The following is a 16871-nucleotide window of genomic DNA, read 5'->3' as shown; positions in this document are numbered from 1 at the left end:
GCCGCCGACGCTGCACCACGTTTATTCAGTCTCCCCTTTGCAGGGGGCCGGGGGGATCATCCCCCCGGCAGGTCCAGGGCGGCGCCCTGGCGGGGTTTGGGGCGGAGCCCCAACTTACCGCACGAGGCGGCGGCGCATGCCGGCGAGCGACAGGGGCAAAAAGGCCAGGAAGAAGCCGGCCAGCACGGCCGCGTTGCCAAGGGAGGCCGGGGTCAGCCGGCCGAGGCAGGCGGCCCGGGTCAGTTCGGCCAAGTGGTAGAGTGGCATGAGCGCGGCGAGCTTTCCCGCCCAGGCCGGCAGGGCGTCCACCGGGAAAAAGGTGCCGGAAAAAAGGAACATCGGGGTGATGACCAGGAAGATCGGGATGTTGAACATGTCGATGGAGGCGGTGACCGAGGTGGTGGCCATGCCCATGGCCCCGAAGGCCAGGCCGCCCAGGAGGGCCACGGGAACGACGGCCAGGGCCTGCCAGCTCGGGGCGTAGCCGAGGCCGGCCACCACGCCGAGCATGAGCACGGCCGCGATGACCGACCGGGTGGCCCCCCAGACGATCTCGGCCACGATGATCTCTTCCAGGGACAAGGGCGTGGCCAGGAGCGCATCGTAGGTCTTCTGGTAGAACATCCGCACAAACGAGTTGTAGGACGTCTCCATGAAAGCCTGCCACATGGCTGTGGCCGCAATGAGGGCCGGGGCGAAAAACTGCGTGAACCCGAGCTTTTCCCCCTGCCAGGTGACGTCGGCCACCAGCCCGGAAAAGCCGAGGCCGAAGGCCAGGAGATAAAAAAGCGGCTCCAGGAGCGGCGGCAGGAAGTTGATGGCCCAGATGCGGCGGTAGACCAGCAGGTTTCGCCGCCAGACGGCCCAGAAAAGGCCCGTGAAACGCGGATCTCCCGTCATTCGCGAAGCTCCCTGCCGGTCAGGCGCAAAAACACGTCCTCCAGGGTGGCGGGCCGGAAATAGCCGCCCTCCGGGCAGAACCGGTCCCGGATGGCGAGGAGCGTGGCCCGGTCCTCGCCGTAGATGAGGAGCCGCCGGCCCGACCGGTCGAAACGCAGGCCCTCGGCCGTGAGGTAGGCCGGCAGGTCCGCCCCGGGCGACTCCACCTCGAGGACATGGCGGCCGACGCTCGCGGCCACCAGTCCGGCCGGGTCGCCGCCGGCCGCCACCTTGCCGTGGTCGATGATGCACAGGCGGTCGCAAAACCGCTCGGCCTCCTCCATGGCGTGGGTGGTCAAAAGAATCGTCAGGCCTTGCCGCTTGAGGTCGAGCAGCCGGTCCCAGAGGGTGTTTCGCGACTGGGGATCGAGGCCGGTGGTCGGCTCGTCGAGGATGAGCAGATCGGGCCTGTTCATGATGGCCCGGGCCAGCATGAGCCGCCGGGCCATGCCGCCGGACAGCTCCTCGTACTGGAACCGCTTTTTGCCCTCCAGGGCGAAAAAGGCCAGCAGCTCCCCGGCCCGGGCCAGGGCTTCCCGGCGGGGGATGCGGAAATAGCCGGCAAAGACGAGAAGGTTTTCAAGGACGCTCAAGTCGGGATCCAGGGTGTTGCCCTGCTGGCACACGCCAAGCCTTGAGCGGATGCGGCGAAAGTGCGTGGCAATGTCCAGGCCGAAGACCCGGACCAAGCCCGAGGTGCGGGGCGAGAACCCGTAGATCATGCGGATGGTGGTGGTCTTGCCGGCGCCGTTGGGGCCAAGGAGGCCAAAGCACTCGCCGCGCCGGACCACGAAGCTGACGTCGTCCACGGCCCGGACCGGGCCGTAGTCCTTGCGCGCGGCCTCGACTTCGATGACCGGGGTTTGGGAATCGCGCTCCATGCCGCCTTATACGCCATCTTTGGGCCGGAGGCCAGAAGCGACTTGCAAAACGGGTCAGGGGGAAAGCCTCCGGCGGCCAAGGGGCTGCCGCCCTTTGGAAACCCGTCCCGATGATCGGGTGGGACGCTTGGACGGAGGGCGGCGGCCCTTAAAAAAATACGCCAGTATTTTTAATAAAAAATAACTATATTAGATGGTTATTCATAAAAAGTATGTACTTTTCCATGGGCGCGACACTAGGTCCGGGCCTTGGGCCGGCAGGCTCCCTGGCAGCAGCCGTTGGCCAGAAACTCGCTGTAGGCAAAAAGGATGCGGCGTTCCAGGCGCAGGGCCTCGTCCGACAGCTGCGGGAGCGGGGCCTGCAAGTCCATGGCCTGCCGCCAGGTGGGAATGGCCCGCAGGCCGCGCCCGAGTTCCCGGCCGGTGGCGGTTTCGAGGAGCACGGCCTCGCGGGTGTCGGTGACCAAGACGAGGGGCACCGGGCCGTCCTGGTAGATCCGGCCGGCGGCCAGGGCCTCGCGGACGTAGGACCCGGGTTCGCCGGAACAGAAGATGGCGAAGAGGAGCGGCCGTCCGGCCGCGTCCAGGGCGAGCAGGTCCACCATGCGGGTGTAGGCCTCGCCGTCGACCGGAAAACAGACCCCGACCTTGGGCCGGAGCCTGTCCTTGGGATAGCCTTTCTCCTCCACCAGGAGCCGGGCCAGGGCCTGCCGGAACTCCTCGTAGGAGGTTTCGGGGACTTCCTCGCCGGTGAGAAAGTCGCGGATGACGGTGCCAAGCGATTCCTCGTGCATGGCCAAGCCTCCTTGGGGGCCGCTGCGGGCCGGGCCTGTCCGGGATAGCGGCAAGGGCCGGGCCGGGGCAAGAATTTTCCCGCCGCCCTTCCGAAGGCGGGCCGCCAGGGCGGTCCCATCTCGACGAATGTCGCGTTCTTCGATAGATAGGGACATTCTTCACGGGCAGGGGGACGCATGGAAGACGGCAGACTGAGCGACAGGCTGGCCAGCCTCAAAGAGCATCTGCAACTGGAAAACCCGCTTCTGGTCGATGCGGTGGGGAGTTTCAAAAAGCTCGACACCGTCTGTCGAGGCCTTGGGCTTTTGGCTTCTGACCAGTCCACCATCTCCCAGATCGCCTGGTGGCCGCTCATTTCCATCCTGGGCCCGTTTTCCGCCGGCAAATCCACGTTCATCAACTACTATCTGGGCACGCCCGTGCAGCAGACCGGCTCCCATGCCGTGGACGACAAGTTCACGGTCATCTGCTACAACGCGGCCGGCGAATCCCGGGTCCTGCCGGGCACGGCGCTCAACGCCGACCTGCGCTTTCCCTTTTACAAGATGAGCGAGGAGCTCGAAAAGGTGGAGCCGGGCGAGGGCGGGCGCATCGATTCCTACATTCGTCTCAAGACCAGTCCGAGCGACAAGCTGCGGGGCCTTATTCTCATCGACTCCCCGGGCTTCGACGCCGACGCCCAGCGGACCTCGACCTTGCGCATCACCAACCACATCATGGACCTCTCGGACCTGGTGCTGGTCCTCTTTGACGCCCGCCGCCCCGAACCCGGGGCCATGCGCGACACGCTGACCCACCTGGTCGCGGCCACCATCAACCGCCGCGATTCGAACAAGTTCATCTACATCCTGAACCAGATGGACATCGCCGCCCGGGAGGACAACCCGGAAGAGGTGGTCGGCGCCTGGCAGCGGGCCCTGGCCCAGCAGGGGCTAACCGCCGGCAAGTTCTACCGCATCTATTCGCCCTCGGCCGCCCTGCCCATCGCCGACGAGGCCCTGCGCCTGCGGTTCGAGGCCAAGCGCGACGCGGACATGGCCGCCATCCACAACCGCATGAACCACGTCCGGGTGGAGCGGGCCTACCGCATCGTCGGGGACCTGGAAAAGCTGGCCCGCGAGGTCGAGGACGTGCGGGTGCCGGAGTTGCGGGGGCTTTTCCTGCGCTGGCGGGCCGGGGTGCTCAAGCGCGACGGCATGCTTTTCGGGCTGGTCGCCCTGGTCCTGGCCGCCCTCTACATCCTGACCGGCCACCCCTTTTCGACCGGCCTGGTGCCGGCCTGGCTGGGCTGGGTTTTCGACGAATCCTGGCGCTGGATCCCGTTTGTGGCCCTGTGCCTCGGCGGCTGCCTCTGGCTCCATCTGCTCGCCCGCAAGTGGTCGGCCGCGGCCGTGGCCCGGCTGGTGGAAAAGAGCTATCCCCACGGCCCGGTCCGCGAGGGGCTCCTGCGGGCCTTTGCCAAGAATACGGTCTTCTGGCGCTCGATCTTTCGCCTGGAGCCGGCCGGCTGGGGCCAGAAGGCCCGGCGGATGCTCGGCTCCGTCATCGCGGACAGCGAGAAATACATCCAGTCCCTAAACGACCGGTACGCCCACCCCTCGGGCATGTGCCAGCCTCCGGCCGACGACGCCGCCTGACCGCACGGCGCAAACAGACGGGGCTTCGGTCCCGGCCCCGGTCCTTGCAGCGAAGCCGGGGCCGGGGCCGGACATCCGCCATTCCCGCGCGGCCCGGGCCGCGCCCATCCTTCGCAAAACCAATCGGACAACCGCCATGAATCCCGCCTGCAAGGACATCACGTCGTTTCTCGTCATGGACATTCTGGAAAAGGCCCACAAGATCGAGGCCGCCGGCCACCGGGTCATCCACCTGGAGATCGGGGAGCCGGACTGCGACATCCCGGACTGCGTGAAAGAGGCCGCCAAGAAGGCCGTGGACGAGGGCCAAACCCACTACACCCACAGCCTTGGCATTCCGGCCCTGCGCGAGGCCATCTGCGAACTGCACGGCCGGGAATACGGCGTGTCGGTCTCGCCGGACCGGGTGCTGGTCACGGGCGGGACCTCGCCGGCCATGCTGCTCGCCTTCGGCGTCCTGGCCCGGCCCGGCCGCCACATCCTCCTCACCGACCCGGCCTATGCCTGCTACCCCAACTTCCTGCGCTTCACCAACCTGACCCCGCACTACGTGCCTGTGGCCGAGGAGGACGGGTTCCAGTTCACGCCGGACCTGATCGGCGAGAACGTCAGCGAACTGACCGCCGGCATTCTCATCAATTCCCCGGCCAACCCGACCGGGACGCTCATTTCCCCCGAGGCCCTGGATGCGGCCTGCGCCATGGGCGTGCCCGTCATTTCCGACGAGATCTACCACGGCCTGACCTACGGCGAACCGGCCCGGTGCGCCCTGGAATTCTCCGACGACGCCATCGTCTTGAACGGCTTCTCCAAGCGCTTCGCCATGACCGGCCTGCGCCTCGGCTACCTGATCGCCCCGCGCGGAATGATGCCGATCCTGCAAAAGCTCCAGCAAAACCTTTTCATCTGCGCCTCGTCCGTGGCCCAGTGGGCCGGTCTGGCCGCGCTTTCGCCCGACGGCCTGGCCGCGGCCGAAGCCATGCGCCGGACCTACGACCAGCGGCGCAAGGTTCTCCTGGCGGGGCTTAGAAAGCTCGGCCTTTCTCCCCGCGTGGAGCCGACGGGCGCCTTTTACGTGTTCGTGCGGGCCGACCACCTGCACCCGGATTCCCTGGCGCTGGCCTACGACATCCTGGAGAAGGCCCATGTCGGCGTCACGCCCGGCATCGACTTCGGCCCGGGCGGGGAAGGGCACCTGCGCTTTTCCTACGCCAATTCCCTGGAGAACATCGAGGAAGGCCTGGAGCGCCTCGGCCGGTATATGAGCGAGCACTGCCGGTAGGAGAGGAACGGAAGGAAGATGCCTCGGGCGGCCAGGAGAGGCTCTGCCTCTCCTGGACCTCTCCGCCGGGGGGGATCATCCCCCCCGGCCCCCCCGAAAGGGGGCGCGAAACGACGAAGGGCGGTCCCAGTATGGGACCGCCCTTCGTCGTTTCCCGGGGCGGGTGGGTCCGGGAGGGGGTGACCCCCTCCCGGCCGCCGGAGGCATCTTTTCCCAAAAAAAAGGCGGCCGGACTTTCGTCCGGCCGCCCTGAAGGCGGTAACGTGAAGCAAAGGGCGTCTAGTACATGCCGCCCATGCCACCCATGCCGCCCATGCCGCCGCCGGGCATGGCGGGCATGTCTTTTTTCGGCTCGGGCTTTTCGGCCACGGCCGCCTCGGTGGTCAGGAGCAGGCCGGCCACGGAAGCGGAATTCTGCAGGGCGATGCGGGTGACCTTTTTGGGGTCGATGACACCGGCCGCGATCAGGTCTTCGTACTGGCCGGTGGCGGCGTTGAAGCCGAAGCCCTCGGCGCCGTCACGGACCTTGGCAACGACAATGGAGCCTTCGAAGCCGGCGTTGCTCGCGATTTGGCGCAGCGGCTCTTCGATGGCGCGGCGCACGATCTCGATGCCGGACTGCTCGTCGTCGTCCAGGGCCTTGATGTCGGTCAGGCTCTTGACGCAACGGACCAGGGCGACGCCGCCGCCGGGGACGATGCCTTCCTCAACGGCCGCGCGGGTGGCGTTCAGCGCATCTTCGACGCGGGCCTTCTTCTCTTTCATCTCGGTCTCGGTGGCCGCGCCGACATTGATGACGGCCACGCCGCCGACGATCTTGGCCAGACGCTCCTGCAGCTTTTCTTTGTCGTAGCTGGAGGTGGTCTCGTCGGCCTGGGCGCGAATCTGCTTCACGCGGGCCTTGATCTTCTCGGCATCGCCGGCGCCGTCGACGATGGTGGTGTTTTCCTTGTCCACGATGACGCGCTTGGCCTTGCCGAGGTCGACCAGGGTGATGTTCTCGAGCTTGATGCCGAGGTCTTCGGACACGGACTGGCCGCCGGTCAGGATGGCGATGTCTTCGAGCATGGCCTTGCGGCGGTCGCCGAAGCCCGGAGCCTTGACGGCGCAGACCTGGAGCGTGCCGCGCAGCTTGTTGACGACCAGCGTGGCCAGGGCCTCGCCCTCGATGTCTTCAGCCACGATCAGAAGCGGCCGGGACATCTTGGCCACCTGCTCGAGGATGGGCAGCAGATCCTTCATGGCCGAGACTTTCTTCTCGTTGATGAGGATGAGCGGCTCGTCGAGCTCGCAAACCATGCGCTCGGGATCGGTGACGAAATAGGGGGAGAGGTAGCCGCGGTCGAACTGCATGCCTTCGACCACGTCCAGGGTGGTCTCCATGCCCTTGGCTTCCTCGACCGTGATGACGCCTTCCTTGCCGACCTTGTTCATGGCCTCGGCGATGATGTTGCCGATGGTGGCGTCGGAGTTGGCGGAAATGGTGCCGACCTGGGCGATTTCTTTCTGGTCGCGGGTGGGCTTGGCCAGGGTCTCGAGCTCGGCCACGACCGACTCGACGGCCTTGTCGATGCCGCGCTTGATGGCCATGGGATTGCGGCCGGCGGCCACAAGCTTCACGCCTTCGCTGTAAATGGCCTGGGCCAGGATGGTGGCGGTGGTGGTGCCGTCGCCGGCGATGTCCGAGGTCTTGGAAGCGACTTCCTTGACCATCTGGGCGCCCATGTTCTCGAACTTGTCTTCAAGCTCGATTTCCTTGGCCACGGTCACGCCGTCCTTGGTGATGATCGGGGAGCCGTAGGACTTCTCGATGACCACGTTGCGGCCCTTGGGTCCCAGGGTGACCTTCACGGCGTTGGCAAGCTTGTCAACGCCACGTTTCAGCTTCTCGCGGGCTCTGGCATCGAACAAGATATCTTTGGCAGCCATGTATGTTTCTCCTTGTCTAATGATTCAGTGGGGAATGGGGAGGGCCTTAGGCTTCGATGATGGCCAGGATGTCATCCTCGCGCATCACGAGGAAATCATCCTCATCGACCTTGATTTCGGTGCCGGCGTACTTGTTGAAAAGGACCAGGTCGCCCTTTTCCACGTGCATCTGCACGTGCTTGCCGTCGTCGCCGATCTTGCCCGGGCCGGCGGCGATGACCTCGCCCTTCATGGGCTTTTCCTTGGCGGAGTCGGGGATGATGATGCCACCCTTCGTGACTTCCTCCTGTTCCAGCCGTTTCACGAGCACGCGATCGCCTAAGGGTTTGAGCTTCATACGGTTGCCTCCATGGATATTTGGGGGGAATGGCCCGCCGCTGGCACTCGCAAGCGAGGAGTGCTAGCGGCGGGCGGAAATGTATCTAACCACATCGCCATGAAAGGCAAGGGGGTCGGCCCAAAAAAAACGTTCTTGGCACCAAAAAGTTTCCTGAAGGTAATAGTTTGAAATCACGATATTTTTTTGAAGAGTGACTGTCGTAGGCCCACGAGAGTCAGGCGGGGCGGGTGCCGGAGGGCGTTTTTTGCCTGAAGAGGGACCCTTGTGAAAGGAATCACGCTATTGCACAGGGTGGCAATTTCTTATAAGACGCCTAAACTTGACGCTCTCCCCCATGGGGCCTAGGGTTTTCCAAAGCATGCGGCCGCATTGCTCGTGGATTGCTCTGTCCCGCGGCGGGGGCAGGGCGTGTGTCCATGGCGGTCCCTAAACTTTTTTCCGAGGTGCCTATGCTCGACACGTTGGTCTTTGCGACGGTGCTGCTGCCATTCCTGGTTGCAGCCGTGTTGCTCGTTTTGCGTGAGCAAAACGTGCGCAAGGTCATCCTGGTGGCCACGGCGGGGGTGCTTGCCCTCGCATCACTGGCCATGCTCCGCGGCGGAGCGTTCATCCTGTCGCCGGCCCCACTGTATGATACGCTCGTCACCCTTGGCGACTTCGTCATACTGTTTGTGGTCCTGGCGGTAGGTTTCAAACGAAAAAACCAGATCATCATCTGGCTGACCGCCGCCCAAATCCTCGGTCTGGTCTGGCTCGACTTCTTCATGGTTCACGACCATGGGGCCACGCCCGCCTTCTTCGCCGACGACCTGAGCCTCATCATGGTGCTCATCATCTCCATCGTGGGTTCGCTGATCGCCGTCTACGGCATCGGCTACATGAAGGAGCACGAGGAGCATCTGCACCTGCCCAAATCCAGGCAGCCCCGGTTCTTCTTCTTCATCGTGCTCTTCCTCGGGGCCATGAACGGCCTGGTTCTGGCCAACAACCTCCTGTGGATGTACTTTTTCTGGGAGTGCACCACCCTGTGCTCGTTCATGCTGATCGGCCATGACGACACCGAGATCGCCCGCAAGAACGCCGAGCGCGCCCTGTGGATGAACGTCCTTGGCGGCACGGCCTTCCTCTTTGGCCTGATCATCCTGCAGAAAACGGCCGGCACCCTGTCCCTCCAGGACATCCTGGCCAAGGGGCCGGAGATGGCCGTGGCCGGCGGGGCCATCCTCATCCCCATGTTCCTCTTGGTCTTCGCCGGCATGACCAAGGCCGCCCAGGCCCCGTTCCAGAGCTGGCTGACCGGGGCCATGGTCGCGCCCACCCCGGTTTCGGCCCTGCTCCACTCCTCGACCATGGTCAAGGCCGGCGTCTACATCATCGTGCGCCTGGCCCCGATCTACGCCGGAACGTACCTGTCCAACTTCATCGCGCTCTTTGGGGCCTTCGTCTTCCTGGCCACGGCCGCCCTGGCCGCCGGCCAGTCCAACGGCAAGAAGATCCTGGCCTATTCCACCATCTCCAACCTGGCCCTCATTATCGCCTGCGCCGGCATCAACACCCCGGCCGCCATCACCGCGGCCATCCTGCTGATCCTGTTCCACGCCATCTCCAAGGCATTGCTCTTCCTGTGCGTGGGCGCCATCGAGCAGAAGATCGGCTCGCGCGACATCGAGGACATGCGCGGCTTGTGGGCCGTCATGCCCCGCACGGCGCTCATTACCGTCATCGGCGTCGTGACCATGATGCTGCCGCCTTTCGGCATGCTCATGGCCAAGTGGATGGCCATCGAATCCGCCAACGGCCAGTTCCTGGTCATGGTCATGCTGGCCCTCGGTTCGGGCCTGACCGTGCTCTTCTGGTGCCGCTGGGCCGGCATCCTCCTGGCCACGCCCTTTGGCAAGATCAAGCCCGAGACCCAGGCCTCGACGGTGCGCTTCCCGCTGGTGGTCCTGGCCGGCCTGGCCGTGGTGGTCAGCTTCCTGTCGCCCTTTGTCTACAACGGCCTGGTGGCCCCGGTCGTGGCCATGTACTACAAGACCACGGCCTACACCGTGAGCCTTGGCAACTTCGAGTCGTCCACCGGCGTCTTCATCATCTACCCGCTCTTTCTCCTGCTCGGCCTTGGCCTCTACTTCGCCATCAAGCAGTCGCGGAAGGTGACGGCCGCCCAGATCGCGGACCCGTACATGTGCGGCGAACAGCAGACCGTGGGCGGCAAGCCCGGCTTCCTCGGACCGCTCGGCATGCACGTGGCCGCGGCGTCCGGCAACTACTACCTTGAGCAGTTCTTCGGCGAAGCCATGTTGTCGAAGTGGATCAACGCCATCGCGCTTGCCGTTCTCGTGATCATGCTCTTCGGAGGCGCCCTGTGATTATCAAAATCCTGCTCGCCATCGTGGCCCTGATCCTGGCTCCGGTCCTCGGAGCCCTCATCACCGGCGTGGATCGCCGGATCACCGCCTGGCTGCAGTCCCGGGTCGGACCGCCGATCCTGCAGCCCCTCTATGACGTCTTAAAGCTCCTCGGCAAGGAGCCCATGGTCACCAACACCTGGCAGGCCATCTGCGCCTACGTCTACGTGGTGGCCGCCGCCCTGTCCGTGGTCCTGCTCTTCATCGGCTCGGACCTGCTGCTGATCTTCTTTGTCCTCACCGTCGGCGCGGTCTTCCTGGTCATGGGCGCCCTGGCCTCGCCGTCGCCCTACAGCCAGATCGGCGGGCAGCGCGAACTCCTGCAGATGCTGGCCTACGAGCCGCTTCTGATCCTCGTCTTCGCGGCCATCGCCATGGTCACCGGCAGCTTCAAGGTGAGCGCGGTCTTCGAGCTGTCCCGGCCGCTCCTCTACGACATCCCGCTCATGTTCATCGTGCTCGGCTACGCGCTGACCATCAAGCTGCGCAAGTCGCCGTTTGACATCTCGGCCTGCCACCACGCCCACCAGGAGCTGGTGCGCGGCGTCTACACCGAATACTCCGGCCCCTTCCTGGCCATGATCGAGATCGCCCACTGGTACGAGGTGATCCTGGTCCTTGGCCTGTGCGCCCTGTTCTGGTCCACGAGCGTCGTTGGCATGGTCGTCCTGGTGGCGCTGACCTACCTGGCCGAGATCATCATCGACAACGTCACGGCACGCCTGACCTGGCACTTCATGCTCAAGTCCGCCGTGGGCATGGGCGTGGCCCTGACCGTCGTCAACATGATCTGGCTCTATGCCCAATAACGACCTTTAAGCCAAAGAGAGCGCACCCATGTTAGGCAACATGATCAATCAAGGACGCATCAAGTCCCCGTGGGTGGTCCACTTCGACTGCGGCAGCTGCAACGGCTGCGACATCGAGGTGCTGGCCTGCCTGACGCCCCTGTACGATATCGAACGCTTCGGCATCATCAACGTCGGCAACCCCAAGCACGCCGACGTGCTCCTCGTCACCGGCACCGTCAACCACCGCAACAAGCATGTGCTCAAAAACATCTACGACCAGATGCCCGGACCCAAGGCCGTCATCGCCATCGGCGCCTGCGGCTGCACCGGCGGCGTCTTCCGCGAGGCCTACAACGTGGTCGGCGGCGTGGACAAGGTCATCCCGGTCGATGTCTACGTGCCCGGCTGCCCGGCCCGGCCCGAAGCCATCATCGACGGCGTGGTGGCGGCCCTGGAAAAGGTCAAGGGCCTGCTCGGCATGACCGCCTAGAGCGGCCCTGCGGAAACGACAAGATCCAAACGGGCGCAAGCCCGTAGCGAGGAACAACCGTGCTGGAAACCATCCCCCTTTCCCTCGACGCCGTTCAGGACGTCGCCAAGGAATGCTTCGACGACGGCTGGCGGCTGGTCACCATGTCCGCCGTGCAGCTCGCCGACAACAACTTCGATCTGCTCTACCATTACGACAAGGACCTGGTCATGCGGCATTACCGCCTGACCATCCCCAAGGATACGGTGGTCCCGAGCATCTCTCCGGTCTACTTCGCCGCCCTGCTCGTGGAAAACGAGATCCGCGACCAGTTCGGCATCTGCTTCTCCGACATCGTGCTCGATTTCGGCGGAGCCCTCTATCTTGAAGAAGAAGTCCGCGCCATGCCGTTCTGCAAGGTCAGCGTGGCTCAAAAACAGTCCTAAAGAGGGAAGCTTATGGCCCGTACCATACTGCCTTTCGGTCCGCAGCATCCGGTTTTGCCGGAACCCCTGCACCTGAAACTTACGATCGAGAACGAGACCGTCATCGAGGCCCTGCCGACCCTCGGCTACGTCCACCGGGGCCTGGAACGGCTGTGCGAAATCCGCGACTTCAACCAGATGATCCAGATCGTCGAGCGCGTCTGCGGCATCTGTTCGTGCCTGCACGCCCTTTGCTACTGCGAGGGCGTCGAGCAGATCATGGGCGTCGAAGTGCCCCGCCGGGCCAAGTACCTGCGCACCATCTGGGGCGAGCTGCACCGCATGCACTCCCACCTGCTGTGGCTCGGGCTTTTCGCCGATGCCTTCGGCTTCGAAAGCCTCTTCATGCAGTTCTGGCGGGTGCGCGAGCGCATCATGGACATCATGGAAGCCACCTGCGGCAACCGCGTGGTGGTTTCGGTCAACGTCATCGGCGGCGTGCGCCGCGACCTCTCCCCCGAACAGTGCCTGTGGATCGAGCAGCAGCTGGCCCTGTCCGAAAAGGAGATCAAGCAGCTCCAGACCACCATCCTCAATGACTACACCGTGAAAAAACGCACCGTCGGCATCGGCGTCCTTTCCAAGGAAAAGGCCTACCAGCTCGGCGCGGTCGGCCCCATGCTGCGCGGCTCGGGCTGGGCCCAGGACGCCCGCCAGACCGGCTACGCCGCCTTTGACGAACTCGGCTTCGAGCCGGTGGTCGAATACGGCGGCGACTCCTACGCCCGCTGTGCCGTCCGCTTCCGCGAGACGCTCCAGTCCATCGACATCGTCCGCCTGGCTATCGCCCGCATGCCGGCCGGCGAAACCTCGGTCAACGTCGAGGGCGCCATGGAAGACGACACGCCGCGTCCCGTCGTTGCCGGCGAACGCCGGGACATCATGCAGGCCTACAACCGCGACAAGCACCACAAGATCACTGCCGCGCCCCCGCCAAACCTCGACCTGCCGACCGGCCTCGTGGCCGCCAAGGTCAAGGGCAAGCCGGATGGCGAGGCCGTGACCCGGGTCGAACAGCCGCGCGGCGAACTTATGTACTACATCAAGGGCAACGGCTCGAAGAATATGGAGCGCGTGCGCATCCGCACCCCCACATTCGCCAATATCCCGCCGCTTCTGGCCATCTTGCCGGGGTGCGAGCTGGCTGACGTGCCGGTCATCGTGCTGTCCATCGACCCCTGCATCAGCTGCACCGAACGGTAAAAAAGGAGCGCGTTTCCATGTTCAACATGACCAAAAACGTCGTCACGAACCTTTTTAGCAAAAGCTCCACGCGGCTCTATCCCTTTGCCGTCCGGGGCCACTTCGAAGGGTTTCGCGGCACGCTCGTCAACAACATCGACGAGTGCATCTTCTGCCGGACCTGCCAGATCAAGTGCCCGTCCCAGTGCATCAGCGTGGACAATAAGGCCGGCACCTGGACCTGCGAAGCCATGTCCTGCGTGTACTGCGGCGTGTGCGTGGACGTGTGCCCCACCAGCTGCTTGTCCATGACCAAGGAGCATCGTCCCGTTGCCACCGAGCAGCAGACGATCTTCCTCCAGGGCGTGCCCAAGAAAAAGAAAAAGGCCGAGGAAGCCCCGGCCGAATAGCCGCCTCCTGTTCCTGACCAGCAATCAGAACGCCCGCCGCCGGATCACCGGTGGCGGGCGTTTTTTTGCGGCAGGAGGGGGGATGCCTCCGGCGGCCGGGGGAACCCTTTTTGGAAAAAGGGTTCCCCCGGACCCCTTCCCAAAAACTTTTGGCCGGCTTCGCCAGGTGCGCGGGAGTTTTTTTCCCCCTTTCAGGGGGTCCGGGGGGGTGTCCCCCCCGGCCGCCGGAGGCATTCTTCCGTCTACCCCGTCACCTATTCACGTTACCCCCGGAACCACAGATAGGCGCGGGTGGCCAGGCGGTCGAGGACCAGGGCCGGGTTGACGGTCACGATGAGTGCTTCCTGGCACTCGGACAACAGCAGGTCGAAGCGGCGGGGGATGTCCGGGTCGCGGCACGGGCCGAGCAGGACGGCCAGATCCGAATCGTTGCGCCCGGCCAGATAGCCGGCCAGTCCCCGGGACAGCTCGGTCAGGGCCCGCTCGGCGCAAAGCTTGGTCGGCCGGCCCTTGGCCGCCGAAAACCAGCCCCGGCCCGTGCGCCAGAACTGGTGCAACGCGTCGAGCAGCGGCCAGGGATCGTCCTCGCCGCCGCTCGGGGCCGGCACGGCCGTGTCCGGCCAGGCCAGGGTCAGCACGAACGACCGCGACACCAGGGTCGGGAAAAGACGCTCCCGTTGCGGCGCGAGCAGCACGAACACGTTGCCCGGGCGCGGTTCCTCCATGGCTTTGAGCAGCGCGTTGGCCGCCTCGTCGGTCAAGCCCTGGGCCTCGGCCAGGATGATCACCCGCCGGCCCGGGCCGCGCGGCGGCTCCCCGACCAGCCGGCGCACCTCGCGCATGGTGTCCACCTTGATCGTTTCCACGCCGCCGTCAAAATACTGGAGGTCCAGAAACACCTTGTCCAGCACCTGCCGGCAGGTCGGGCACCGGCCGCACGGCGACCCGTCCTCCCGGCAATTGAGCCGCGCCGCCAGCCACACCGCCACCGCCGCCCGCTCCGACGCCTGGCCGCCCTCCAGGATCAGCGCCTGCGGCATGGCCCGCGTCAGGCCGTGGAGCCCGGCCAGGACGTGCGTCTGGCGCTCCGGGATGGCGAAGGCTGCGGCGGCGGTGGAGAGGTGGTGATGGGAAAAGGTGGTGGGGGGTGTCATGGTGTTGCTCCGTAGTGGGGGCGGGGAAGGGGAGGGGTGCGGGAGAGGGAAGATGCCTCCGGCGGCCGGGGGGGATCATCCCCCCCGGACCCCCTGGGCGGGGGAGGGGTAAGCGGGTGGCGGGGCGGGCAAGGGCGGGAGTGCGTCGGTGTGGCCGGAATTGGCCGGCCGACACTGGCTGCAAAGCCAGCCAGCACGGCCGGCCAATTCCGGCCACACAGGCCCGTCGCCCCGGGGACGGGGCGAGTTTGAAGGAATTTTACGGACAAAACTCTTAAGAAAGAACTTCACACGGGCCGGCCGCCTACGCCGTCGCTTCCTTCCGTCCACCCCGTTCGGGTGGGTCCGGGAGGGGGTGACCCCCTCCCGGCCGCCGGAGGCATCTTTTCTTTATTTACAACTACCCGCGAATGATGGTCTGCCGCCGATCCGGTCCGACGGACAGGATGGAGCAGGTGGTTTTGAGCGACTGTTCGATGCGCGAGACGTATTCCCGGGCCGCCAGCGGCAGGTCTTCCCAGGCGGTGATGCCGGAGAGGTCTTCTTCCCAGCCGGGCATGGTCTCGTAGATCGGCTCCACGTGTTCGAGGGCCCCTTCTTCCTGGGGCGGATATTCGTAGATCTTGCCCTTGAAGCGGTAGCCGATGCAGATTTTGATTTCGTAGAGGCCGCTGAGGACATCGAGTTTGGTCAGCGCGATGTCGGTGGGGCCGGACAGGCGGGCGGATTCGCGGAGCAAGGCCAGGTCGAGCCAGCCGCAGCGGCGCTTGCGGCCGGTGGTCGCGCCGAACTCGCCGCCTTTTTCCTGGAGGTAGTCGCCGACGGTGCCAAAGAGTTCGGTCGGGAAGGGTCCCGAGCCGACGCGGGTGGTGTAGGCTTTGACCACGGCCACGACCCGGCCGAGGACGTCCGGCGCGCAGCCGCTGCCGGCGGCGGCCTGTCCGGACACGGTGTTGGATGAGGTGACGAAGGGGTAGGTGCCGTGGTCGATGTCGAGATGGGTGCCTTGGGCCCCTTCGAAGAGCACGTCCCCGCCGGCGGCCATGGTCTTCTGGATGACCGAGGACACGTCGCCGAGGTAGGGCAGCAGGCGTTTGGCCACCGGGGCCAGGGCTTCGGCCACGGTGCCCGGGTCCAGGGCCGGCATGTCGTAGAGCTTGGTGAAGAGGATATTTTTTTCGACCAGGGCCTTGGCGATTTTCTTGGCCAGGAGGTCGGGATCGGCGAAGTCGCCGGCCCGGATGCCGATGCGGGCCATCTTGTCCTCGTAGCAGGGGCCGATGCCGCGTCCGGTGGTGCCGATCTTGCCGCCGGCCAAGAGCGTCTCGCGCGCCCCGTCGAGGAGCCGGTGGTAGGGCATGATAACGTGGGTTTTGCGCGAGACGATCAGCCGTTCGGGCGTGACGTGGACGCCCTTGGCGCCGAGCGTGTCCATTTCGCGGCACAGGACCTCGGGATCGAGCACCACGCCGTTGCCGATCAGGCAGGTGGTGCCGTCGTGGAGGATGCCCGACGGCATGAGGTGGACGACGGTTTTCTCGCCGCCGACGACCAGGGTGTGCCCGGCGTTGTTGCCGCCCTGGAAGCGGACCACGGCTTTGGCCGTTTCGGTCAACAGGTCGACGATCTTGCCCTTGCCCTCGTCGCCCCATTGCGCGCCATGAATGACGATGCCCCGGCCTGCGCCGGGCGTCTGCTGGTTGCGGTATTCGGCCATAACCTTAGGACTCCCCTCTCTCCTTGGGTCGAAACGCCAGGACTTTGCCCCGGCGCGGCTTGCCGGCGGCGGGTGCCGGCGCCGGCGTGCCGGCTTCGCCCGGACGATCCGCCGCGTCCGTGGCGGCGGCCGGCGCGGGCGCGGCAACGGCCGGCGCGGTCGCCGCCGGCTGGCCCGGCAGGCGGCCTTCGGCCCAATGGTGATTGAACAACTGGTTTTTAAAACGCATGCCCTGGATCATGGCCAGGACCAGGACCGACTCTTCCCAGCGCTGGGACGGCTCGAACCGGGTGACCGAGTCGGCGTATTTGTCCCAGAGCGCCATGAGCGAGGCTTCGTCAAAGGCCCGAAGCTGCCTGGCCAATTTCAGCAACACCTGTTCCACGAGCGCTCCCTTCCCCGAAATACGGCCGCGCAGGGCGCGGACAGGCCTTCCTAGCAGAATTGCCCGG

The 16871-nt window shown here is 65.3% G+C and carries 16 protein-coding genes; 8 read left to right on the top strand and 8 right to left on the bottom strand.

Features of this window, described 5'->3' with window-relative positions; all coding sequences use genetic code 11:
• Positions 1–114: 114 nt before the first annotated feature.
• The 3 genes from DFW101_RS11215 to DFW101_RS11205 form a co-directional block, all read right to left on the bottom strand.
• A complete protein-coding gene (locus DFW101_RS11215; protein ID WP_009181629.1) occupies positions 115–900 on the bottom strand; it encodes an ABC transporter permease in 786 nt (261 codons plus the stop codon).
• Entirely contained in the window at positions 897–1820 is a 924-nt protein-coding gene (locus DFW101_RS11210; RefSeq protein ID WP_009181628.1) for an ABC transporter ATP-binding protein, read from the bottom strand. The genes DFW101_RS11215 and DFW101_RS11210 overlap by 4 nt, the downstream gene beginning before the upstream one ends.
• A gap of 236 nt (positions 1821–2056) precedes the next feature.
• Positions 2057–2614, bottom strand: a complete 558-nt coding sequence (locus DFW101_RS11205) for a type I restriction enzyme HsdR N-terminal domain-containing protein (protein ID WP_009181627.1) — start codon at positions 2612–2614, stop codon at positions 2057–2059.
• A 177-nt stretch (positions 2615–2791) separates the two neighbouring features.
• On the opposite strand from DFW101_RS11205, the gene DFW101_RS11200 reads away from it, so the two are divergent.
• Both DFW101_RS11200 and DFW101_RS11195 read left to right on the top strand, forming a co-directional pair.
• Positions 2792–4252, top strand: coding sequence for a dynamin family protein (locus tag DFW101_RS11200; protein ID WP_009181626.1), 1461 nt, complete (start codon positions 2792–2794; stop codon positions 4250–4252).
• A 136-nt stretch (positions 4253–4388) separates the two neighbouring features.
• Positions 4389–5534 (top strand): pyridoxal phosphate-dependent aminotransferase, encoded by a 1146-nt coding sequence (locus DFW101_RS11195; protein ID WP_009181625.1) that lies wholly within the window; start codon positions 4389–4391, stop codon positions 5532–5534.
• Between the two features lie 279 nt (positions 5535–5813).
• On the opposite strand, the gene groL is transcribed toward DFW101_RS11195, so the two are convergent.
• Both groL and groES read right to left on the bottom strand, forming a co-directional pair.
• On the bottom strand, positions 5814–7463 hold the full coding sequence (groL, locus tag DFW101_RS11190) for a chaperonin GroEL (protein ID WP_009181624.1): 1650 nt from the start codon (positions 7461–7463) through the stop codon (positions 5814–5816).
• Between the two features lie 46 nt (positions 7464–7509).
• The gene (gene groES, locus DFW101_RS11185) at positions 7510–7800 is read right to left on the bottom strand and encodes a co-chaperone GroES (RefSeq protein ID WP_009181623.1); all 291 of its coding nucleotides are present in this window, start codon (positions 7798–7800) and stop codon (positions 7510–7512) included.
• A gap of 452 nt (positions 7801–8252) precedes the next feature.
• Between groES and DFW101_RS11180 the strand changes: the two genes are divergently transcribed.
• The 6 genes from DFW101_RS11180 to DFW101_RS11155 are packed head-to-tail and all read left to right on the top strand — an operon-like array spanning position 8253 to position 13548.
• Positions 8253–10172, top strand: coding sequence for an NADH-quinone oxidoreductase subunit 5 family protein (locus DFW101_RS11180; RefSeq protein ID WP_009181622.1), 1920 nt, complete (start codon positions 8253–8255; stop codon positions 10170–10172).
• Positions 10172–11020, top strand: coding sequence for a respiratory chain complex I subunit 1 family protein (locus tag DFW101_RS11175; protein WP_043643316.1), 849 nt, complete (start codon positions 10172–10174; stop codon positions 11018–11020). The genes DFW101_RS11180 and DFW101_RS11175 overlap by 1 nt, the downstream gene beginning before the upstream one ends.
• A 28-nt stretch (positions 11021–11048) precedes the next feature.
• Positions 11049–11492 (top strand): NADH-quinone oxidoreductase subunit B family protein, encoded by a 444-nt coding sequence (locus tag DFW101_RS11170; RefSeq protein WP_009181620.1) that lies wholly within the window; start codon positions 11049–11051, stop codon positions 11490–11492.
• 59 nt (positions 11493–11551) lie between these two features.
• A complete protein-coding gene (locus DFW101_RS11165) occupies positions 11552–11917 on the top strand; it encodes an NADH-quinone oxidoreductase subunit C (protein WP_009181619.1) in 366 nt (121 codons plus the stop codon).
• Positions 11918–11929: 12 nt separating this feature from the next.
• Positions 11930–13159, top strand: coding sequence for a hydrogenase large subunit (locus DFW101_RS11160; protein WP_009181618.1), 1230 nt, complete (start codon positions 11930–11932; stop codon positions 13157–13159).
• Positions 13160–13176: 17 nt separating this feature from the next.
• Positions 13177–13548 carry a 4Fe-4S binding protein gene (locus tag DFW101_RS11155; RefSeq protein WP_009181617.1) on the top strand — a complete coding sequence of 124 codons (372 nt, stop codon included), beginning with the start codon at positions 13177–13179 and terminating at the stop codon, positions 13546–13548.
• A 263-nt stretch (positions 13549–13811) separates the two neighbouring features.
• Here the strand turns inward: DFW101_RS11155 and DFW101_RS11150 are convergent, their stop codons facing one another.
• The 3 genes from DFW101_RS11150 to DFW101_RS11140 all read right to left on the bottom strand — a co-directional run bounded on the left by DFW101_RS11150 (position 13812) and on the right by DFW101_RS11140 (position 16804).
• Positions 13812–14702: a DNA polymerase III subunit delta' gene (locus DFW101_RS11150; protein WP_009181616.1), complete on the bottom strand. Its 891-nt coding sequence runs from the start codon at positions 14700–14702 to the stop codon at positions 13812–13814.
• 400 nt (positions 14703–15102) lie between these two features.
• Positions 15103–16419: an adenylosuccinate synthase gene (locus DFW101_RS11145; protein WP_009181615.1), complete on the bottom strand. Its 1317-nt coding sequence runs from the start codon at positions 16417–16419 to the stop codon at positions 15103–15105.
• A 4-nt stretch (positions 16420–16423) separates the two neighbouring features.
• Positions 16424–16804 (bottom strand): hypothetical protein, encoded by a 381-nt coding sequence (locus tag DFW101_RS11140; protein ID WP_009181614.1) that lies wholly within the window; start codon positions 16802–16804, stop codon positions 16424–16426.
• Positions 16805–16871 lie beyond the last annotated feature (67 nt).

The organism is Solidesulfovibrio carbinoliphilus subsp. oakridgensis, from assembly GCF_000177215.2.
GTDB classification, from domain to species: domain Bacteria; phylum Desulfobacterota; class Desulfovibrionia; order Desulfovibrionales; family Desulfovibrionaceae; genus Solidesulfovibrio; species Solidesulfovibrio carbinoliphilus.
Note: the sequence above shows the minus strand (reverse complement) of the source record. Positions and strands in the feature narration are given on the sequence as shown.